Origin of the sequence: Thioalkalivibrio sp. ALJ2 (genome assembly GCF_000378325.1) — a bacterium.
Lineage (GTDB): Bacteria > Pseudomonadota > Gammaproteobacteria > Ectothiorhodospirales > Ectothiorhodospiraceae > Thioalkalivibrio.
In genome coordinates this window covers 1,049,340-1,067,856 of record NZ_KB899554.1, presented here as the reverse complement: position 1 = coordinate 1,067,856, position 18,517 = coordinate 1,049,340, and the positions used below count along the sequence as shown (strand labels likewise).

20 protein-coding genes, 2 tRNA genes and 1 riboswitch are annotated in these 18,517 nt (G+C 68.7%); of the genes, 4 read left to right on the top strand and 18 right to left on the bottom strand.

The annotated features are described in order from the left end of the window. Window positions 1-9: 9 nt before the first annotated feature. From F468_RS0105050 to gltX, 4 genes are all read right to left on the bottom strand, one after another. Window positions 10-85: transfer RNA gene (locus tag F468_RS0105050), tRNA-Glu, on the bottom strand. Window positions 86-105: 20 nt separating this feature from the next. After that, window positions 106-336 (bottom strand): hypothetical protein, encoded by a 231-nt coding sequence (locus F468_RS0105045; protein WP_012982227.1) that lies wholly within the window; start codon window positions 334-336, stop codon window positions 106-108. A gap of 25 nt (window positions 337-361) precedes the next feature. Next, window positions 362-437 (bottom strand) — tRNA-Ala (locus tag F468_RS0105040). A 42-nt stretch (window positions 438-479) separates the two neighbouring features. Continuing rightward, entirely contained in the window at window positions 480-1,886 is a 1,407-nt protein-coding gene (gene gltX, locus F468_RS0105035) for a glutamate--tRNA ligase (protein ID WP_018138732.1), read from the bottom strand. Window positions 1,887-2,024: 138 nt separating this feature from the next. Between gltX and F468_RS0105030 the strand changes: the two genes are divergently transcribed. Then, entirely contained in the window at window positions 2,025-2,468 is a 444-nt protein-coding gene (locus F468_RS0105030; RefSeq protein WP_018138731.1) for a DUF4399 domain-containing protein, read from the top strand. Window positions 2,469-2,536: 68 nt separating this feature from the next. Here the strand turns inward: F468_RS0105030 and F468_RS0105025 are convergent, their stop codons facing one another. After that, the gene (locus F468_RS0105025; protein WP_018138730.1) at window positions 2,537-3,517 is read right to left on the bottom strand and encodes a cytochrome-c peroxidase; all 981 of its coding nucleotides are present in this window, start codon (window positions 3,515-3,517) and stop codon (window positions 2,537-2,539) included. Between the two features lie 269 nt (window positions 3,518-3,786). Continuing rightward, window positions 3,787-4,021, top strand: a riboswitch (cobalamin riboswitch). Window positions 4,022-4,149: 128 nt separating this feature from the next. Here F468_RS0105025 and F468_RS0105020 point away from each other — a divergent pair. Next, window positions 4,150-5,265, top strand: a complete 1,116-nt coding sequence (locus F468_RS0105020) for a porin (RefSeq protein ID WP_012982223.1) — start codon at window positions 4,150-4,152, stop codon at window positions 5,263-5,265. Window positions 5,266-5,286: 21 nt separating this feature from the next. Continuing rightward, the gene (locus tag F468_RS0105015; protein WP_012982222.1) at window positions 5,287-5,847 is read left to right on the top strand and encodes a cytochrome c; all 561 of its coding nucleotides are present in this window, start codon (window positions 5,287-5,289) and stop codon (window positions 5,845-5,847) included. Between the two features lie 195 nt (window positions 5,848-6,042). Here the strand turns inward: F468_RS0105015 and cobM are convergent, their stop codons facing one another. The 3 genes from cobM to F468_RS0105000 are packed head-to-tail and all read right to left on the bottom strand — an operon-like array spanning window position 6,043 to window position 8,500. Then, window positions 6,043-6,807 (bottom strand): precorrin-4 C(11)-methyltransferase, encoded by a 765-nt coding sequence (gene cobM, locus F468_RS0105010; RefSeq protein WP_018138728.1) that lies wholly within the window; start codon window positions 6,805-6,807, stop codon window positions 6,043-6,045. Then, window positions 6,807-7,235, bottom strand: coding sequence for a cobalamin biosynthesis protein (locus tag F468_RS0105005; protein WP_018138727.1), 429 nt, complete (start codon window positions 7,233-7,235; stop codon window positions 6,807-6,809). Before F468_RS0105005 ends, cobM begins: the two co-directional genes overlap by 1 nt. Before the next feature lie 29 nt (window positions 7,236-7,264). Beyond that, the gene (locus tag F468_RS0105000; RefSeq protein WP_018138726.1) at window positions 7,265-8,500 is read right to left on the bottom strand and encodes a bifunctional cobalt-precorrin-7 (C(5))-methyltransferase/cobalt-precorrin-6B (C(15))-methyltransferase; all 1,236 of its coding nucleotides are present in this window, start codon (window positions 8,498-8,500) and stop codon (window positions 7,265-7,267) included. 4 nt (window positions 8,501-8,504) lie between these two features. On the opposite strand from F468_RS0105000, the gene F468_RS0104995 reads away from it, so the two are divergent. Further along, window positions 8,505-9,323, top strand: a complete 819-nt coding sequence (locus F468_RS0104995) for a cobalt-precorrin-6A reductase (RefSeq protein ID WP_018994707.1) — start codon at window positions 8,505-8,507, stop codon at window positions 9,321-9,323. Here the strand turns inward: F468_RS0104995 and cobJ are convergent. Genes cobJ through cobO form a run of 10 tightly spaced genes read right to left on the bottom strand, consistent with a single transcriptional unit; the run spans window position 9,296 to window position 18,497 of the window. Next, window positions 9,296-10,087 (bottom strand): precorrin-3B C(17)-methyltransferase, encoded by a 792-nt coding sequence (gene cobJ, locus F468_RS0104990; RefSeq protein WP_018994706.1) that lies wholly within the window; start codon window positions 10,085-10,087, stop codon window positions 9,296-9,298. The genes F468_RS0104995 and cobJ overlap by 28 nt on opposite strands. Next, window positions 10,084-10,839, bottom strand: a complete 756-nt coding sequence (locus F468_RS0104985; protein ID WP_038048920.1) for a precorrin-2 C(20)-methyltransferase — start codon at window positions 10,837-10,839, stop codon at window positions 10,084-10,086. Before F468_RS0104985 ends, cobJ begins: the two co-directional genes overlap by 4 nt. Then, a complete protein-coding gene (locus F468_RS0104980; protein ID WP_018994704.1) occupies window positions 10,836-11,489 on the bottom strand; it encodes a precorrin-8X methylmutase in 654 nt (217 codons plus the stop codon). Before F468_RS0104980 ends, F468_RS0104985 begins: the two co-directional genes overlap by 4 nt. After that, complete coding sequence (cobG, locus tag F468_RS0104975; protein WP_018994703.1) at window positions 11,486-12,880, bottom strand: precorrin-3B synthase; 1,395 nt, start codon at window positions 12,878-12,880, stop codon at window positions 11,486-11,488. Before cobG ends, F468_RS0104980 begins: the two co-directional genes overlap by 4 nt. A gap of 19 nt (window positions 12,881-12,899) precedes the next feature. Continuing rightward, on the bottom strand, window positions 12,900-13,673 hold the full coding sequence (locus tag F468_RS0104970) for an ABC transporter permease (protein WP_081616962.1): 774 nt from the start codon (window positions 13,671-13,673) through the stop codon (window positions 12,900-12,902). After that, window positions 13,670-14,614 carry an ABC transporter ATP-binding protein gene (locus F468_RS0104965; RefSeq protein WP_018138720.1) on the bottom strand — a complete coding sequence of 315 codons (945 nt, stop codon included), beginning with the start codon at window positions 14,612-14,614 and terminating at the stop codon, window positions 13,670-13,672. Before F468_RS0104965 ends, F468_RS0104970 begins: the two co-directional genes overlap by 4 nt. After that, window positions 14,611-15,720 carry a cobalt-precorrin-5B (C(1))-methyltransferase gene (locus tag F468_RS0104960; protein WP_026296496.1) on the bottom strand — a complete coding sequence of 370 codons (1,110 nt, stop codon included), beginning with the start codon at window positions 15,718-15,720 and terminating at the stop codon, window positions 14,611-14,613. The genes F468_RS0104965 and F468_RS0104960 overlap by 4 nt, the downstream gene beginning before the upstream one ends. A 22-nt stretch (window positions 15,721-15,742) precedes the next feature. Continuing rightward, the gene (gene cobA / locus F468_RS0104955) at window positions 15,743-16,597 is read right to left on the bottom strand and encodes a uroporphyrinogen-III C-methyltransferase (protein ID WP_018994700.1); all 855 of its coding nucleotides are present in this window, start codon (window positions 16,595-16,597) and stop codon (window positions 15,743-15,745) included. Next, window positions 16,594-17,886 carry a cobyrinate a,c-diamide synthase gene (locus F468_RS0104950; RefSeq protein WP_018994699.1) on the bottom strand — a complete coding sequence of 431 codons (1,293 nt, stop codon included), beginning with the start codon at window positions 17,884-17,886 and terminating at the stop codon, window positions 16,594-16,596. Before F468_RS0104950 ends, cobA begins: the two co-directional genes overlap by 4 nt. Further along, window positions 17,883-18,497 carry a cob(I)yrinic acid a,c-diamide adenosyltransferase gene (cobO, locus tag F468_RS0104945; RefSeq protein WP_018993653.1) on the bottom strand — a complete coding sequence of 205 codons (615 nt, stop codon included), beginning with the start codon at window positions 18,495-18,497 and terminating at the stop codon, window positions 17,883-17,885. Before cobO ends, F468_RS0104950 begins: the two co-directional genes overlap by 4 nt. Window positions 18,498-18,517 lie beyond the last annotated feature (20 nt).

Here is an 18,517-nt window from a genome sequence, read left to right as displayed (position 1 = left end):
TCGGAATAATGGCGTCCCCACGGGGATTCGAACCCCGGTCGCCGCCGTGAAAGGGCGGTGTCCTAGGCCTCTAGACGATGGGGACGCAGAGGCAACGTCTTGTTGCTAGTTTGGCGGGCCCTGGGGCCGGCCGCTTCTGTGACCTCCGGCGGTCTCACGATAAATGATCGTGGTTACAACACCGGTAAACACCAGAAGAAATCCGATCGGAACCGCCGCAATCAGGGGCTTGGACCAGGTTTGCTCCCCGGTGAACATCAGCCCGAAACCGCCGAACAGCCCAACCACTGCAATCACCAGACCCACCCAGATGGATATAACCCCAAAACGATGCATCGGTGAACTCGCTTACACCCGAATTTGGTGGAGCCAGGCGGGATCGAACCGCCGACCTCCTGCATGCCATGCAGGCGCTCTCCCAGCTGAGCTATGGCCCCGTGTCAGGCGAGCGCGTACTGTAGCCAGCACCCCCTGGAGTGTCAACCCGCTTCCGCCGAAATTTTCTTCAGCGCCCGCTCGATCCGAGCCAGTGATCGCTCACGCCCAATCAGCACCAGGGTGTCGTCGATCGGCGGCGATACTGTGCCGCCGGTCAGGGCCACACGCAGCGGCTGCGCGACCTTGCCCAGCTTGAGATCCAGCCGCTCGCCGGTGTGCACCACGACCTCGTGCAGAGGCTCCTTCTCCCAGGCTCCCAGCGCACTGAAACCGTCATGCAGCGTCTGCAGCACCGGGAGTGCTTCGGCGGTGAGCTGCTTGCGCGCGGCCTTCTCGTCGTAGTCCTCGAACTCGCGGTAGAAGTACACGCTGTTCTCGGCCATCTCGCGAAGGGTACGCGCCCGCTCGCGCTGAGCGATCACCACGTCGCGCATCGCCGGGCCGCTGGACGGATCGATACCCAACTGACCCAGGTGCCAGCCGAACTCCAACGCCACATGGTCCGGGTCCAGGGTCTTGATGTAGTGCTGGTTGAGCCAGAGGAGCTTGTCCGGGTTGATCGCCGAGGCGGACTGGTTGACGTCCTCGATATCGAACAGGCGCACCAGTTCGTCCACCGAGAAGATCTCCTGGTCGCCGTGGGCCCAGCCCAGGCGCACCAGATAATTCAGCAGGGCCTCCGGCAGATAGCCCTCGTCGCGGTACTGCATCACCGAGACCGCCCCGTGGCGCTTGGACAGCTTGGCACCGTCCGGGCCCATGATCATCGGCAGGTGGCCGTAGCGCGGCGGTTCCACGTCCAGCGCCTTCAGGATGTTGATCTGGCGCGGGGTGTTGTTCAAGTGGTCATCGCCACGGACCACATGGGTGATCCCCATATCCATGTCGTCGACCACCACCGTCAGGTTGTAGGTTGGCGAGCCGTCGGAGCGGGCGATGATCAAGTCGTCCAGCTCGCTGTTCTGGAACGCGACCTTGCCGCGCACCATGTCGTCGACGATGGTTACCCCCTCGTCCGGCGTGCGAAAACGGATTACCGGCTCCACGCCCTCGCGCGGCTCGGTGCGCGCGCGGCAGCGACCGTCGTAGCGCGGCTTTTCCTTGCGCGCCTTCTGCTCCTCGCGCATCGCATCCAACTCTTCCTTCGTGCAGTAGCAGCGATAGGCGTGACCTGCGGCCATCAGCTGGTCGATTACCTCCTTGTACCGATCAAAACGCTCCGTCTGATAGAACGGCCCGTGATCGTAAGTCAGCCCCAGCCAGTTCATCCCCTCAAGGATCGCGTTGACCGATTCCGCATTGCTGCGCTCCAGATCGGTGTCTTCGATGCGCAGCACGAACTCGCCACCGTGGTGACGCGCATACAGCCAGGAGAACAGCGCGGTGCGGGCACCGCCAATATGGAGATAGCCGGTCGGACTGGGGGCAAAACGGGTACGAAAAGTCATGCGAAGCACTCGTTCCTGAGGAAGGTGGAATTTGAAGGCGCCTAGGGTAGCAGAACGCCGCGGGGCTGCCGCAGGGACCGCGGTCTATACTGGAGTTGGGACCACACGGATGCCCGAACGCGGGCCAAAGGAGCCTTCATGAATCCCACGCTCACCCGACTTTCCACGTTACTGGCACTGACCGGCGGCCTGGCGCTGGCCGGGAATGCCATGGCGACCGACCGCATTGCGCCACCGGACGGGGCCGAGGTTTATTTCATCAGTCCACAGGATGGCGAAACGCTCGAAAGTCCAGTGCGTGTCCAGATGGGCCTGCGCGGCATGGGTGTCGCGCCGGCCGGCGTGGAGATGGACAACACCGGCCACCACCACCTGCTGGTGAACAAGCCACTCGACGAGGTGGACCTGGATGCCTCGCTGCCCTTCTCCGACCACAAGCGTCATTTCGGTGGTGGACAGACCGAGGGCGAGCTGGAACTGGAACCCGGCGAGTACACCCTGCAGTTGCTGTTCATGGACTACCGCCACATTAGCTTCGACCCACCGGTTGTGTCCGAAAAGATCACTATCACGGTCGAATAAACGCACCCACGAAAAAGCCCCCTCCGTCTCCGGAGGGGGCTTGTAACACCCGATCCCGGTGCGGCCAGTTACGGCAGCGCGGGGATATCGAAGCGCGGCATCTCGCCGGTCAGTGCGTGCATGAAGGCCTCGATGTCCGCGACCTCGTCATCGCTGAACTCCATGCCCAGCATCTCCTGCCCCATGATGCGGATCGCCTCGTCCAGCGTCGCGGTCTCGCCGTTGTTCATGTAGGGGTAGGTCAGCGCCACATTGCGCAGCGTCGGGGTCTTGAACGCGAACTTGTCGGCCTCATCGCCCGTGACCAGATAGCGGCCCTTGTCTTCCGAGCCCGGCACCTGGATGCGATGGAAGTTGCTGTCGGTCAACGCCGGTCCGCTGTGGCAGGCCACGCAGCCGTTATCGGCGAACAGCTTCATCCCGCGCATCTGCTGCTCGCTCATCGCACCCTCGTCCCCGACCAGCCAGCGATCCAGCGGCGAATTCGGGGTGTTCAGCGTGCGCTGGAACGTCGCCAGGGCCTTGGCCACGTGGTCGGTATTGATCACGTTGTCGCCGTCATAATCGGGATAGGCGGCCTCGAACTTCTCCTGGTACTCGTTGAACTCCTCCAGGCGCGCGATCGCCTCCTCCAGCGGCATCGCCATCTCGATCGCGTCCTGGATCGGGCCCAGGGCCTGGCCTTCCAGATCGTCCTCGCGGCCATCCCAGAACTGGGCCGTGAAGAAGCCGGAATTCAGCACGGTCGGGGTATTGCGCTCGCCAACCTGGCCGTCATGGCCCACCGCGCGCGGGATGCGGTCCGCCCAGCCCAGCGCCGGGTTGTGGCAGGTGGCGCAGGAGATCACGCCGGAGCTGGAGATGCGCGGCTCGAAGAACAGCATCTTGCCCAGCTCGATCTTCTCCTTGGTCATCGAGTTGTCCGCCGGGATCGGCGGCAGCGCCGGCAGCGGCTCGAACACGTCGCGGTACTCGGAATAGTCGGTATCGGCCACGGCCGGGGCTGCGGCCCCGAACGCGACGGCTGCACAAGCCGCCAGCGCCGTCATGCGGAATCCGGAAAGCGTTTTCATACAGGTCTCCCTTGAGTAACAGATGAGTAACAGACATCTGAGAAGCGGATATCGGCGCGAACCGAAATAGACTCGGTCCAAACCACTTAAAACCCACCCTACAGACGCGGAAACCTGGTCGCGATCAAAATCCGCCCCGGAGATGATCTGCATCAATTATCAGCCTCCAGGGGAGCCGGGTTCGCCCCCACTACACCGTTTCCCGGGATACCCGGACAAACTTGACCCCCCCTTTTCCCTCCATTACGGTTCGCCCCACTCTAGGTGCCCCGGCGCTCAGCCGCCGGGGATAATCGGGAAGCCGGTGCGCGAATCGACATTCGCAAGGCCGGCACTGCCCCCGCAACGGTAGGCGGAGACGGGCGGATCCAATGCCACTGCGGCGCATCCCCGGGATGCCCGCGGGAAGGCGATCCGCCCTGGATGCATCGCGCATCCACTTCGCGAGTCCGGAGACCGGCCTGGACGACACCCGACGCCGCGGTGGGCGGCCGAGCGGGCCAGTCCGGCGTGCTCGCATCGCCCGGCCTCCCCTGCTCCCTGTCCAGCTTCCGGCGTCGTTTCATCCACGGCGTGCGGGGTCGCGCGTCCAAGGGAGCAACCCAACAATGAACCATACCCATCTCCGACCGGGACAGCATGCCGTCCCGGCCCTGGCCACCCTGTGCCTGATGACGGCCGCGGGCATCGCGCCGGCACAAGCCGGCTTCGAATTCGGCGACGCGGAAGACGGCCTGCAGGTCACCCTGGATCCGCTGATCCAGGGCCGCTACAGCTACGAACGAGACCCGGATGGCTCCAGCAGCGAATTCGACTTCCGTCGTGCCTGGCTGGACACCTCGGGCACCCTGTTCCACCCCGATCTGAGCTTCCGCCTGCAGCCGGATTTCAGCAGCGGCGAGCTGTCCATGCGCGACATCTGGTTGCAGTACGCACTGGGTGAACACCTGGGCCTGCGGGCTGGCCAGTTTACGGTCCCCTTCGGCCTGTCGCGGGATATCGGCGGACCCAACCGCCTGTTCACCGAACTGAGCATCGCCGGCAACCAGTTCGAGGTTCCGGCCGGCCGCGACACCGGTATCGCCCTGCTGGGCGGCGCCGGCGACAACCGGGCATGGGCCATCGGCGTGTTTGACGGTCGCGGACGTCTGGATCAGCGCGACGATCGCCCCTCCACATCCGGCCACCTGTTCAGCGCGCGCGGCGCGTGGGCCCCGGTCGGCGCAGTCCCACGTGACAACACCACGTTAGGCCAGGCCGTGGAGCGCACCGTCGCCCTGGGCGCCGGCGTACAGGCCGCCAGCCGCAACCACCTGCGCGACTGGAGCCGCGGCATCGAAGACACGGTGGCCAACCAACGCGCCGACTGGATCACCGCCACCGCCGACGCGGTGGTCAAGTTCGCCCATACCTCGCTGTCGCTGGCGGCCTTCCGCCGCGATGTCTCCCCCGACCGCACCGCGAGCTACCACGACCTGGGGGCCGAACTGGAACTGGCGCAGTCGCTGCCGGTGGAGGGACTGGAGTTCGCCGCGCGCCACGCCGTATTGCGCCACGACGCAGGCGACGATCTTGGCACTGACGAGCGCTGGCAGCGTGAATGGGGTGCCGGCCTCAACTGGTATCACCGTGGCCAGCGGCACAAGACCCAACTGATGTGGCTGGACCGCGACACCGACACCTCGGACTGGGAGCTGCACCTGCAGCACCAGTTCCGCTTCTGAGAAATGACCGGGAGAATCGACATGAACTGGATGCAACCGATCCACCACCCGTTGAGAACCACCCTCTTTGCGATCCTGTTGCTGGCTGCCACCGGCAGCCCGGCCACCGCGGAGGTCACTGTCACAATGCCGGGCCCCTGGGGCGACTATGACGAGACCCTGGACGATCCGGCCAAAGTGGATGCGACCGAGGCCTTCCAGCGCTTCCGTCAGCAGAGCATGCAGGGCACCTCGGCCACCTACCGCAGCATCGAGCAGATCCTGCGTTATGACGCACCATTCGCCGAACGTCTGCCCGGTCTGGCCGAGGAACTGGCGCGCCGCGCCGACGACATCGAAACCTGGTTCGCACGCGAGACACCGGCGCGGGACGGCGAACCCGGGGCCCTGCCCGCGGCCTGGGAGGACCCGGAGTTCTCCGAGTACAAGGCAGCCTACCGCGAGGCCGCCGAACGACTGCAGCGCAAGGTGGAGTCGGCCGACGACCTGGAGAACGAAGACTTCCAGCTTCGCGCCACCGAGGCCCTGAACGGCGTGCGCCACCATTGTCTGGCCTGCCACGACAACTACCGCCGCCGCTAAACCGGCCGGGAACCAAGGGGCCGCCGCATGGCGGCCCCTTGCCGTGACCCTGATCGGGAAGAAACCGCCTTCGCCTGCAAGCAGACTCCTACAGGTTCCTGGCGATGTGGGAGCCTGCTTGCAGGCGAAAAGCCCCGTGTCCCACAACACCCACCGGCGTTATCCCTGCCTGCGGAAGATCAGGGGCGCCACCGCTTAGTCCCCGTCCATGCCGCGGTAACGGCGCACATGCGCCGGGTCGTACAGCGCGCTGTCGCGGAAATCGCCCGGGTCCAGCGCCGGGCCCACCAGGATCAGCGCCGAGCGCCGTGTGGTCAGGGCCTGCGCCCGTTCCGCGATATTCCCCAGCGTACCGCGCACCACGCTCTCGTCCGGCCAGCTGGCGCGAAACACGATCGCCACCGGGCAGTCGCAGCCATAGTGCGGCCGCAGGTCCTCGACCACGGTCTCGATATTGTGCAGCGACAGGTGGATCGCGAGGGTCGCCCCGGTGGCGGCAAAGCTCGCCAGCCGTTCGCGCTCCGGCATGGAGGACGCCCGTCCCGGCGTGCGCGTCAGCACCACCGACTGCGCCACCTCCGGCACCGTCAGTTCCCGCCCCAGGGTCGCGGCGGCGGCGGAGAATGCCGGCACGCCGGGCGTGATGCTGTAATCGATCCCGGCCGCCTCCAGCCGACGGATCTGCTCGCCCAGCGCGCTGTAGACCGAAAGATCGCCGGAGTGCAGGCGCGCCACGTCCTGGCCCGCCGCGTGGGCGCGTTCGATCTCCTCCATGATTGCGTCCAGCGTCAGCGGCGCGGTGTTGACCACGCGCGCCCCCTCCGGGGCATGCTCCAGCACCGCCTCCGGCACCAGCGAACCGGCATACAGGCATACCGGGCAGGCCGCGATACGATCGCGCCCGCGCAAAGTCAGCAGATCGGCCGCACCCGGCCCCGCTCCGACAAAATGAACCGTCATCAAAACTCCTCGAAATTCCCGTCTGTCCCGTTCACCGTCCGCACGGCCACCGCGCAGCTCGCCCGTGCCGAGAGCCGCCGCGGCAGCAGCAGGCGCGCCCCGTCGCCGGCCACCGCCAGCGCCGCCGCCTCCGCCACCGAACCGACCCCGGCGACGGCACGCGAGCGCGCCGAGTCCGTGGACAAGGCAGCGTCGCGCGCGGCCAGCGCGGCCGCCGACGCGAACACCGGCTCCAGCTCCAGGTCGCGCGCGGCCGTCCACAGCACCGGGCTGTCGCCCTTGTGCCCCGGGGCCGCCAGCTGCCGGATCTCGATCGCCTCGCCGCCCCCCGCCCGCAACACGGCGTGCGCCTCGGCCAGCACCTCGCGGACCAATGCCTCCAGCTCGCCGGCCGTGCAGGCCGAGGCGAAGCCGACCCCGGGGGTCACCCGGACACGCGCCCCGCTCGGCGTTTCCCTCAGCTCCGGCGCAGCGACCACAGGGTCACCGGCCGCAGCGGCTTCCAGCCGGCCATGCCGCCCAGCGGCTCCGCGCGGCTGACGTTGATCCGCGTGAGCTCGCCGCCGTGGCGCTCGTGCGCCGCCGCCAGCACCGCGTCCCCTTCCACGGTCACGCTGCTGGCGACCAGCCGCCCGCCCGGGCGCAGTTGGCCGATGCAGTGCTCCACCAGCCCCGGCGTGGTCAGCCCGCCACCGATGAAGATCGCATCGGGTGGCGGCAGGTCTCCCAGTGCCCCCGGCGCCCGCCCGTGGATGCACCGCAGCGTCGGCACCCCCAGCGTGCTCGCGTTGCGCGCGATGCGTTCCAGGCGCTCCGCGCGCGGCTCGATGGCCACGGCGGTGTTGGCCGGATCCGCCAGCATCCACTCGATGCCGATGGCACCGGAGCCCGCGCCCACGTCCCACAGCCGCTCGCCGCGTCCGGGCGCCAGCAGGGCCAGCGCCACCGCCCGCACCTCGCGCTTGGTGATCTGTCCGTCCTGCTCGAACTGCGCCTCCGGCCGGCCGGCACTGGCCGCCAGCACCTGCGCCGCCGGATCGGCCCGGCACTCCAGCGCCACGGTGTTCAGCGCCTCGATCGCGACCTCCGGCCAGGCCCCGGCGCGCTCGCGGACCGCCGCCTCGCGGTCCGCACCCAGGGACTGCAGTACGGTCAGGGTGGAATCGCCGAAGCCGAGCCCGGTCAGCCAGTGCGCCAGTTCCGCCGGGGTATCCCCGTCGCGGCTCAGGATCAGCAGCCGCGCGCCGTCATGCAGCCAGGGCCGCAGCGCCTCCATCGGCCGGCCGTGCACCGACAGGCAGCGGGTCTGCTGCAGCGGCCAGCCCATGCGCGCGGCGGCCAGACTGAACGCCGAGGGCGCCGGCCAGACGCAGGTCTGCGCGGCCGGAAAACGCCGCATCAGGGTCGCGCCCACCCCGAACCAGAAGGGGTCGCCGCTGGCGAGCACGCACAGCGGCTGCCCGGCGCGCGCCTCGATCCAGTCCAGCGCGGTCTCCAGCGGCGACGGCCACACCAGGCGCTCCTGCCCCGGCCGCTCCGGCAGCATCTCCAGATGCCGTGCGCCGCCGATCACCGTCGCCGCCGTGTCCAGCGCCATGCGGGCATCCGGGGCCAGCCCGGCGAGCCCCTCCGCGCCCACGCCGACGATATTCAGCCATGGCGCTCGCTCCTCGTTCGTGGCTAGACTGGTCATCCTCATGAGCTCCCGTTCATCTCCTGACTCCAGCCCCCGGGCGGCGCGCCCGCGGCAGATCCTGCTGCTGGGCGGCACCACCGAGGCCGCGGCGCTGGAACCGCTGCTGGACGGCCACCCGCGGCTGCACGCCACCGTGTCGCTGGCCGGACGCACGCGCAGGCCCGCGCCCTCGCGACTGCCGCGGCGCACCGGCGGGTTCGGCGGCGCCGAGGGCCTTGCCGCCTGGCTGCACGAACACGCGGTCGACGCCCTGGTGGACGCGACCCACCCGTTCGCGCGGCAGATCTCGGCCAATGCCGTCGCCGCCACGCGCCAGACCGGCATCCCGCTGGCCCGCCTGACCCGACCGTCGTGGGAGGCCGGACCGGAGGACCGCTGGATCCGCGTGCCCGACCTCGCAGCCGCCGCCCGCGCCCTTCCGGAACTCGGCCGACGCGTGCTGCTGACCACCGGCCGCCAGCACCTGGAGGCCTTCGAGGCCGCGCCCGAACTGGACTACGTGATCCGCACCATCGACCCGCCCGAACCGCCGCCGGCGCTGCCGCGGGTCACCTGGCTGCGGGCCCGCGGCCCGTTCAGCCTGGCCGACGAGCACCGGCTGCTGGAGACCCACGCTATCGACGTGCTGGTGACCAAGGACAGCGGTGGCGATGCCACAGCCGCCAAGCTGCAGGCCGCGCGCGAACGCGGCATCCCGGTGGTAATGGTGGACCGGCCGCCGGACGCCCCCGGGGTGCCCCGCTTCCACGCCCCGCAGGCGGCCCTGGAGTGGCTGGAAGACCTCGCGCGCTTTCACCGCGACTCCGCGGACTCGACATAACGCGGGGTGTACACGTGGCGCCGGCCGGAGGGGCGCTCCAGCACCCGGGTGGAGGCGGCGCCAACGATCACCAGCGTGCTCATGTTCGCCATCGTCGGGTCCACCTCGCCGAGAGTGGAGATCTGCACGTCTTCGCGTTCGCCGCGTCCCACCGCGGTGGCCAGCATGACCAGGGTGTCCGGACCCTGGGCCTCGCGCACGATGCCCAGGGCCTCCCCAAGCTGCCATGGTCGCGCGCGCGAGATCGGGTTATAGAACGCCATGGCGAAGTCGGCCTCGGCCGCCAGCCGCACCCGGCGCTGGATCAGCGACCAGGGCTTGAGGTTGTCCGACAGCGAAATCACGCAGAAATCGTTGCCCAGCGGCGCACCCAGCCGCGCGGCGGCGGCCTGCATAGCCGAGACCCCGGGAGTCACGTCCACCTCGACTCCCGCCCAGCGTTGTGCCTGCGCCCCTTCCAGCGCCTCGAAGATCGCCGCCGCCATGGCGAATACACCCGGGTCGCCCCCCGAGACCACGACCACGTCCCGCCCCTCCGCGGCCATGTCCAAGGCGTGCATCGCACGCGCCAGTTCCTCGCGGTTATCCGAGGCGTGAACACGGTGATGAGGGCCCGCAATCCGCTCCAGGTACGGCCCGTACCCCACCAGATCGGTGGCCGCTTCGAGACGGGCAGCGACCTCCGGTGTGATCCATTCCGGCCCCGCCGGACCCACCCCGACCACACTCAACCGACCGACCACCGGACCGCCACCCCCGCTCATCGCCGAACCCCGCGCCCGGGGATCACGATCATCGAGAAATAGGGCACCCGCTCCGGGATCTCGGACACTGGCAGGACCCGCTCCTCGGCGGTGCTGGCGCGTTCCACGTACCAGGCGCGCTCACTCAGCCCCAGCTCCTGAAGGACACCGACCACCGCATCGCGATGGGTTCCGACCTTCATGATGACCGCCGCATCGGTCCCCTGCAGGGCCTGGCGCAGATCGTCGATCGGCATCGTGCCCGGGATCACCGTCAGCAGGTCATCGCGCATGGTCAGCGGCGTCGACAACTGCGCAGCCGAGGCCATCATCGAGGTCACGCCAGGGACCACGTGGGTGGGAAACCGGTCCTTCAGCCGCAGGTATACGTGCATGAAGGAGCCGTAGAAGAACGGGTCGCCCTCGTTCAGCACCACGACCGAGCGCCCGGCTTCCAGTTCGGCCGCCAGCTGCTCGGCACAGGCGTCGAAGAACTGTTCGATCCGGCGGCGGTATTCCTCGGAGCCGTGCGGAATCTCGTTGGTCACCGGGTACTCCAGCGGCATCTCGCACTGGCCGGTACCCAGGTGGGCATCCACGATCGCACGCGCCTGACCGCGCCCGCCACGGCGGCAGAAGTAGGCCACTACCGGACTCTGTGCGATCAGACGCGCGGCCTTCAACGTCAGCAGCTCGGGATCGCCAGGCCCGGTGCCGACTCCATACAGGCAGCCCGCCTCCGGGGATCCATTCACAGGGGGAGAAGTCGTCATATCCGGTCACTCGCAAAGGCATTGATGGCCGCCGCGGCCATGGCGCTGCCACCGCGGCGTCCGAAGATGGTCAGGTACTCGAGGTACAGCGGGCTGGCGGCCAGCGCCTCCTTGCTCTCCACCGCACCGACAAAGCCCACCGGGATACCGAGTACCGCGGCCGGACGTGGCGCGCCCTGGTGCAGCATCTCCAGCAGGTGAAAAAGGGCCGTGGGTGCATTCCCGATCGCCACGACCGCACCCTCCAGATGCGGTCGCCACCATTCCAGGGCAGCCGCCGATCGCGTGGTACCCAGGCGTTCGGCGGCCGCCGCCACACCCTCCTCCCGCAGGCTGCAGATCACCGGGTTGTCCGCCGGTAGCCGGGTCCGAGTGATCCCGTGCGCCACCATGTTGCTGTCGCACAGGATCGGCGCGCCGGCGGCCAGCGCATCAGTGGCCGCCCGGGCCACGCCGGCCGAAAACCCGACGTCCCGTGGCAGGTCGGTCATGCCGCAGGCGTGGATCATGCGCACCACCGCGGGCAACAGCTCCTGCGGAAAGCGGTCCAGTTCCGCCTCGGATCGGATAATCGCAAACGACTCCCGATAGATGGCCGCCCCGTCGCGGATATAGTCGGGTACGGCCCCGGCCGTATCGCTCTGCGTCATGCTGGATCTCCGTTGTTCATCATCGCGTTCATACGTCTCGTCAGCGCTGTTCCCTCCAACCGTTGCAGGGCCTCGAGCCCCGACTCATGCCGGCCACCCTCTTCGCGGGCGATGGCATCGAGGGCTGCCAGGGCCGGCTCGACCTGCCCCGGCGCCAGCCTCGTCAGCACGGTCTCCCATCGCGCGGGGGCGCGTTGCAGCGAGAGCTCATAGCGGCCTTCCCACGCCGTGAGCAGGACCTGCGCATTCGCGGGACGCCCACAGTGCTTGTCGCAGCCACTCACATGCACTTGCCCGCCCCCCGCAAGCAACCCGCAGGCAGCGACCCCGGCCCTCTCGGCATCCGCCCGCGTGGCGGTACTGCCCGCGGAGCAACCCGTCTGCCCGATACAGGCACTCACCGCCAGGCGTGGGTCGTCCGGATCGGTCACGCCACCCCACTCGGCGACACGGTCCGGCCCCACAGGAGGTACCCCGGTCAGAAGCAGGCTGCGCCACGGTGTCAGGCGCAGGCGTCCGTCGTGCGCCCGAATATGCTCGGCCAGCCCCTGCAGCGCCTCGGCGCGCAGGGCACCGAACGGAAACGCGATCCCGAAGGCGCGCCCGTTCAGGCACGTCCCCATCCCGGCATCCGCGTATTCGGGGATCCGCGCCGCGACCCAGTCCCCGCCCGGGAGCACCCGCTCCAGCCCGGGCGGCGTCAACGCCTCCGGGCCCCATCGGGCTACGGCACCCGCGAGCCGTCCCGGCGGATCCACATCGCCCTCGCGCAACGCAACGAAGCGTTCGAACACCGCGAGGGCGACGTCCACCACATTCTCCGCGCGTGTCCAGCCCAGCACCGTGGCCGTGCGACTGGACGCCCCCAAGGCCACTCGGAACCACACCCCTCCCAGCGCCGTACAGGCCTCCAGTCGCAAATCCGCCGGCACCCCATCCAGCGGCAAACCGCCACCCGCCTCCACCACCACCCCCACCTTCGGGGGCAATGCCCTCAGGCGCGGGTGCTCCCCCAGTGCTCGCACGAGATCCCGCGCGACCGGCTGCACATCCATGGCCGCCTCCGGGTCGATATCCGTCACCGGGGCCGCCAGGACATTGCGCACCGCTTCCGCCGCAGGATCGCGATCTGCCAACCCCGCCCCCTCCAGCTCGGCGCGCGCCGGCTCCAGGCCCGCCGCGTCCAAACCACGCAGCTGCAGATTGCCGCGGCTGGTCAGCTCGAGGACACCGGACCCAAAACGCCGCGCCACCTCCGCAATGGTCTCCGCCTGCCCCGCATCCAGCCCCCCGATCGGGTGACGCACCCGCATCAACAGACCGTCCCCGGTGGCCATCGGCGCGGCCACCCCCGGACAGGCCCGGCGCACCCGCGAATGATCGGCACTCATCGCTGCACCCCGCCCCCACTCATGTCCGGATCCGCACGCCGCGGGCGACCAGGGCCCAGGCCAGCACGCCAACGACGAGGGTTGCCCCTGCGAGGACCCAGAAGGTCGCGGCCCAGGCAAAGGAGCCGGTCCCCAGCAGGCCGTAGCGAAAGCCCTCGATCATGTAATAAAGCGGGTTGAGTACGGCCAGGGACTGCCAGGGCTCGGGCATCCGTTCTACCGGGTAGAACAGGCCGCCCAGGTAGATCAGCGGGGTCAGCACGAACGTGGCCACCACGGAGGTATGGTCGAAGCTGCGCGCATACAGGCCGTTCAGGAGCCCGGCCAGGGCGAACAGCAAGGCGCTGACCAGCGCGATCCCCAGCGTGGCCGCCAGGTGGTGCAACTGGAGATTGGTAAACGGAATCGCGACCAGCGCGACCAGCGCCCCGGCCAGCAGGCCCCGGATGACACCACCGGTGGCGAAGCCGGCCACAATCAGCCAGGCGGGCAGCGGCGCGACCAGCAGCTCCTCGATATGTCGCTGCAGCCGCGCCCCGTAGAACGCCAGTGTCACATTGCTGTAGGCATTGGTGGCCACCGCCAGGATGATCAGGCCGGGCAGGATAAAATCAGCGTAATCGACCCCCCGCATGGTGCCGAGCTCGCGCCCGATCAGGTGACCGAAGATCACCAGGAACAGGACCGTCGTCACCACTGATGGCAGGAGGTTCTGCACCCAGGCGCGCAGGAAACGCCGCACCTGTTTGACCACCATCCCGCGATAGGCAAATCCGTACGCCGCGAGCCTCATGTCTCCCTCCCCGGCGGGGCGGCAGCGCGTTCCGCGATGCGCTGCAGGAACAGCGACTCGAGCCGGTTGCGCTTGTTGCGGACTCCCGCGACACGCACCCCGCTTGCGCCCAGGCGGTCGAACAGGTCATTCACCTCCATGCCCTGCGGCAGGTCGACCTCCAGGGTCCAGCGATCATTCAAACGAATCGCCAAACCGTCCAGCGCCGGGGCCGCGTCCAGCGGCATGCTCAGTTCCAGCACCAGGGTCTGCACGTTCAGCCCGTGCAGCAGTTCGCCCGTATCACCGCGCGCGACGATCTCGCCTTGATCGAGGATCGCCAGGGTGTCGCACAGGGTCTCTGCCTCCTCCAGGTAGTGGGTGGTCAGCAGGATCGTCACGCCGTCCGCGTTCAAGCCACGCAACAGCTCCCAGGTGGCATGGCGCCCCTCCAGGTCCACCCCCGCCGTCGGCTCGTCCAGGAGCAGGACGCGGGGGCGGTGCACCAGGGCCCTGGCAATCATCAGCCGCCGCTTCATGCCACCCGACAGGCCCCAGGCCGACTGTTCGCGCCGGTCCAGCAACCCCGCCTGTTCCAGCACCTCGCCGGTTCGCTCGCGCGCCCGCCTTGGGGACAGCCCGTAGTAAGCCGCCTGGGCCTCGACGATCTCGCCCACCGGTTCGAAGCTGTTGAAGTTGACCTCCTGCGGTACCACGCCCATGCACGCCTTCGCCGCAACCGCCTGCGTGGCCACGTCGTACCCGCAGACGCGGATCGAGCCCCGATCCGCCCGCACCAGCGTGGTCAACAACCCCACCAGAGTGGTCTTGCCAGCCCCGTTCGGCCCCAGCAGGCCGAAAAAGCTGCCCGCCGGCACCTCCAGATCCACGTTCGCCAGCCCAACCCGGCCACCGGCGTAGCGCTTGGCCACCGACTGCAGGGCAATCGCGGCGGCCGTCATGGCGCGAGCCCCCCGGCACCATCGGCAAACCCGACGATGCGTCCGGCCCGATCCACCGCGCAGACCTCCAGCGCCGTGGTCTCCGGCAGCATCCCGCGCGCCCGCCGCCAGGCGCGCGCACTGATACGGTCGGCCAGCTCCACACCCTGCTCCAGGCAATCCGCAAGCGCCTGGGCGCTGGTATTGGCCGCGCGGATGCGCGCGACCAGTGCCTGGCTGCCTCCCAGATCCGCCGCCTCCTCCGCCAGCGCGTCGAGATCGATGCGTGACTTGCGGCTGTGGGCATCCAGGTGCCCGGCCGCGAATTTGCTGAGCTTGCCGAACCCCGCGGCCAGCACCACCGCGGGCAGGGGGTGACGCCTCAGATACTTCAGTGCCGCCCCGAACAGATCCCCCATCTCGATCAGCGCCATGTCGTCCAGACCGTACTGTTCACGCATCGCGGCCTCGCTGGTACCCCCGGTGCAGCAGGCCACGCGCGGACAACCGTTGGCGCGGGCCACGTCTATGGCCTGATGGATGGATGCGATATAGGCGGCGCAGGAGAATGGCCGGACGATGCCGGTCGTGCCCAGGATCGAGAGCCCCCCGAGGATCCCCAGGCGAGCGTTCATGGTCCGCCCGGCAATGCGCTCGCCACCGTCCACGCCAACCGTAACCCTGAAGCCCCCGCTGTACCCGGCGGCTGCAGCGAATGTCTCCAGATGCCCCTGGATCATGCGTCGTGGGACCGGATTAATGGCGGCCTCGCCCGGCTCCAGCACCAGGCCCGGGCGTGTAACCGTCCCGACCCCGGCACCCGCCACGAACTCGACACCGGGCGCACCGCACAGGTTTATCTCCACCCAAACTCGGGCCCCGTGGGTGGCATCCGGGTCGTCGCCGGCATCCTTGATGACCCCGGCAACCGCGCCACCCGGAGTGGGTTCGAGGTCGTTCAGTGCCAGGCTGACCACCTGCCCCTTCGGCAGGACGACCTCCACCGTCTCGAGCCGCCACCCCTCCAGCAGCCACCGTGCGCCGGCAACGGCGGCGGCGGTCGCACACACACCAGTGGTCAGCCCCGTGCGCAGACGCCCGCTGGTCTCGGGCGTCTCCGAGCGCATGGCGCCCGCCGAGCTGTTCTGCTCAGCCGGTTTCATGCGCTCCCGGGACGGACTCGGCACCCTGCATGGCGATCGTCTCGCGCAGACGCACGACCTCGCCCACGATCAGCAGCGCCGGCGACTGGATATCCAGATCCGCCACCCGCGCGGGGAGATCGGCCAGAACGCCTTCGATGACACGCTGGCCCGGTCGCGTCCCCTGTTCAACCAGCGCGGCCGGCATCGCGCCATCCGCACCCGCCGCCATCATCTCGCCGCAGACCTCGGCCAGGGTATGCAGCCCCATGTAGACAACCAGGGTCTGCTGCGGATGCACTAGCGAGGCCCAGTCCAGATCGGTCTCGCCGGCACGCCGGTGGGCGGTAACAAACTGGCAGCGATAGGCATGATCGCGATGGGTCAGCGGGATTCCTGCATAGGCCGCACAACCACCCGCCGCGGTAATCCCCGGCACGATGCGCACGGGCACCCCGGCAGCGGCAATCGCGGCAGCCTCCTCGCCACCCCGCCCGTAGACAAACGGATCGCCGCCCTTCAGGCGCACCACGTAGTGCCCCTCCCGGGCCAGTGCAACCATGCGATCGTTCAGATCCCCCTGATCGCAGCTGTGCCGTGAGCGGGCCTTGCCCACATACAGGCGTTTCGCCTCCGGGTTGGCCAGATCGAGGATCGCCTCCGGGATCAGGCGGTCGTGCAGCAGGACATCGGCGTGCTGCATCGCTGCGGCGGCGTCCAGTGTCAGCAGGCCCGGATCGCCCGGCCCTGCCCCGACCAGATCCACGCAACCGGGCTTTCGCTCGCCGCACAACGGGAGGCGGGCCCCGGCGCGCGCCCCGGGGTCGATCCGCGTCACATTGTCCCGCGGTCGATCACTCATGCTCGAAACAGCTGGGCCGTGGCCTCCGGGTTGGAGGGGAACCAGGCATGCAGATAGGTCGCGGTCAGGCGGCCGTCGCGATAGATCGCCTCGCCCTGCGACCCCGTCCCGCGCGCGCGCCAGCAATGGCCATAGGGCTCGAGCCCGACCTCGGAGTGGGTGTGATGGAAGGTGTGCCCGCGCAGCTCGCCCTCCGGCAGCGGGGCCGCCTGAAGACCCAGACCCTGCAGGCGGTCCGCCAGCTGGGCCTTGCCCGGCACCAGCCCGGCCATAGCCGCAGCATGGCCCTCGCGGTCGGCCAGTTCGTCCAGCAGGTAGAGAAAGCCCCCGCACTCCGCCAGGATGGGGCGGCCCGCCGCATGATGGACCTCCAGGTCCGACTTCAGGGCAGCATTGGCGGACAGCTGATCCAGATACAACTCGGGGTAGCCACCCGGCAGCCAGACGGCATCGGCCTCTGGCAAACCGTCCCCCGCAAGCGGGGAAAAGAACCGCAGTTCGGCGCCCATCTTCTCCAGCAGGCGCAGGTTGGCCGGATACATGAAAGCAAAAGCCGCATCCCGCGCGATCGCAATGCGCACGCCGGACAGCGCCGCCTCGGTCGGCGCAATTGTTTCCGGATCAAAGCGCACCGGCTCCGGGAGCCCTGTCACCCCAGCCTCTTCAATCGCGGCCGCTGCCGCCTCCAGCCGCGCATCCAGATCGGCGATCTCGCCGGCCTGCACCAGCCCCAGATGACGGTCCGGGACACTCAGCGTCTCGTTACGCTGCACGGCACCAAAGAAGCGGATTGCCTCCGGGGTGCAATCCTCCAGCATCCGCGCATGGCCGGGACTGCCCACCCGGTTGGCAATCACGCCGGCAAACGACAGGCCCGGACGGTAGGTCGACAAGCCATGCACCAGCGCCCCGAAGGTCTGGCCCATGCCGCTGGCATCCACCATGGCCAGGATCGGCAAGCCGAAGGCCTGGGCCAGATCCGCACCGGACGGATCCCCGTCAAACAGCCCCATCGAGCCCTCCACCAGGATCAGATCGGACTCCTGGGCCGCCTCGTACAGCATCGCTCGACAGGCTTCTTCCCCGACCATCCACAGATGCAAGGCGTCGACCGGATGCCCGGAGGCCTGTTCCAGGATCATCGGGTCGAGGAAGTCGGGGCCGGTCTTGAACACGCGCACGCGCAAACCCTGGTTGCGGTGGTAACGGGCGATGGCGGCGGTGATCGTGGTCTTGCCCTGGCCCGAGGCCGGGGCCGCCACGAACGCGGCGGGGCAGCTCACACTCACAGCTCGATCCCCTTCTGCGCCTTGATGCCGGCCTGGAAGGCGTGCTTGACCACACCGATCTCGCTGACCGTGTCGGCGGCCTCGATCAGCGCCTTGGGCGCGGCGCGACCAGTGGTGATCACGTGTTGCATCGGCGGCCGATTGGCGAGATCCGCGAGCACCTCGTCCACATCCAGGTACTGATATTTCAGCGCGATGTGCAGCTCGTCGAGCAGCACCAGGTCGACGTTCGGGTCGCGCAGCATGTCGCGGGCATGCGCCCAGGCCTCGCGGGCCGCCGCCACGTCCTTCTCGCGGTCCTGGGTCTCCCAGGTGTAGCCCTCGCCCATCACGTGGTACTGCACGTTGTCCTGCCCCCGGAAAAAGGCTTCCTCGCCGGTGGCGAACTGACCCTTGATGAACTGCACGATGCCGACCTGCATGCCGTGCCCCAGGGCGCGCGCGACCATGCCGAAGCCGGAGGAGCTCTTGCCCTTGCCGTTTCCGGTCAGGATCAGGAACACGCCCTTTTCTTCCTGGGCCTCGGCAATCTTGCGATCCACAATCTCCTTCTTGCGCGCCATGCGCTGGGCGTGGCGTTCGGCGCGTGCGGCTTCGGTGTCGTCGCTCATGTTCTGGTGACTCCTTGATT

Bases quoted from the DNA above. Each gene is read 5' to 3' on its own strand.
- F468_RS0105025 (WP_018138730.1), bottom strand. From the start codon at position 3,517: ATGACGGCGCTGGCGGCTTGTGCAGCCGTCGCGTTCGGGGCCGCAGCC.
- F468_RS0104965 (WP_018138720.1), bottom strand. From the start codon at position 14,614: ATGACGGCCGCCGCGATTGCCCTGCAGTCGGTGGCCAAGCGCTACGCC.
- cobO (WP_018993653.1), bottom strand. From the start codon at position 18,497: ATGAGCGACGACACCGAAGCCGCACGCGCCGAACGCCACGCCCAGCGC.
- cobA (WP_018994700.1), bottom strand. From the start codon at position 16,597: ATGAGTGATCGACCGCGGGACAATGTGACGCGGATCGACCCCGGGGCG.
- F468_RS0105030 (WP_018138731.1), top strand. From the start codon at position 2,025: ATGAATCCCACGCTCACCCGACTTTCCACGTTACTGGCACTGACCGGC.
- F468_RS0105015 (WP_012982222.1), top strand. From the start codon at position 5,287: ATGAACTGGATGCAACCGATCCACCACCCGTTGAGAACCACCCTCTTT.
- F468_RS0104985 (WP_038048920.1), bottom strand. From the start codon at position 10,839: ATGACGACTTCTCCCCCTGTGAATGGATCCCCGGAGGCGGGCTGCCTG.
- gltX (WP_018138732.1), bottom strand. From the start codon at position 1,886: ATGACTTTTCGTACCCGTTTTGCCCCCAGTCCGACCGGCTATCTCCAT.
- F468_RS0104980 (WP_018994704.1), bottom strand. From the start codon at position 11,489: ATGACGCAGAGCGATACGGCCGGGGCCGTACCCGACTATATCCGCGAC.
- F468_RS0104970 (WP_081616962.1), bottom strand. From the start codon at position 13,673: ATGAGGCTCGCGGCGTACGGATTTGCCTATCGCGGGATGGTGGTCAAA.
- cobM (WP_018138728.1), bottom strand. From the start codon at position 6,807: ATGACGGTTCATTTTGTCGGAGCGGGGCCGGGTGCGGCCGATCTGCTG.
- cobG (WP_018994703.1), bottom strand. From the start codon at position 12,880: ATGAGTGCCGATCATTCGCGGGTGCGCCGGGCCTGTCCGGGGGTGGCC.
- F468_RS0105020 (WP_012982223.1), top strand. From the start codon at position 4,150: ATGAACCATACCCATCTCCGACCGGGACAGCATGCCGTCCCGGCCCTG.
- F468_RS0104960 (WP_026296496.1), bottom strand. From the start codon at position 15,720: ATGCGCTCGGAGACGCCCGAGACCAGCGGGCGTCTGCGCACGGGGCTG.
- F468_RS0104995 (WP_018994707.1), top strand. From the start codon at position 8,505: ATGAGCTCCCGTTCATCTCCTGACTCCAGCCCCCGGGCGGCGCGCCCG.
- F468_RS0105045 (WP_012982227.1), bottom strand. From the start codon at position 336: ATGCATCGTTTTGGGGTTATATCCATCTGGGTGGGTCTGGTGATTGCA.
- cobJ (WP_018994706.1), bottom strand. From the start codon at position 10,087: ATGAGCGGGGGTGGCGGTCCGGTGGTCGGTCGGTTGAGTGTGGTCGGG.
- F468_RS0105000 (WP_018138726.1), bottom strand. From the start codon at position 8,500: ATGACCAGTCTAGCCACGAACGAGGAGCGAGCGCCATGGCTGAATATC.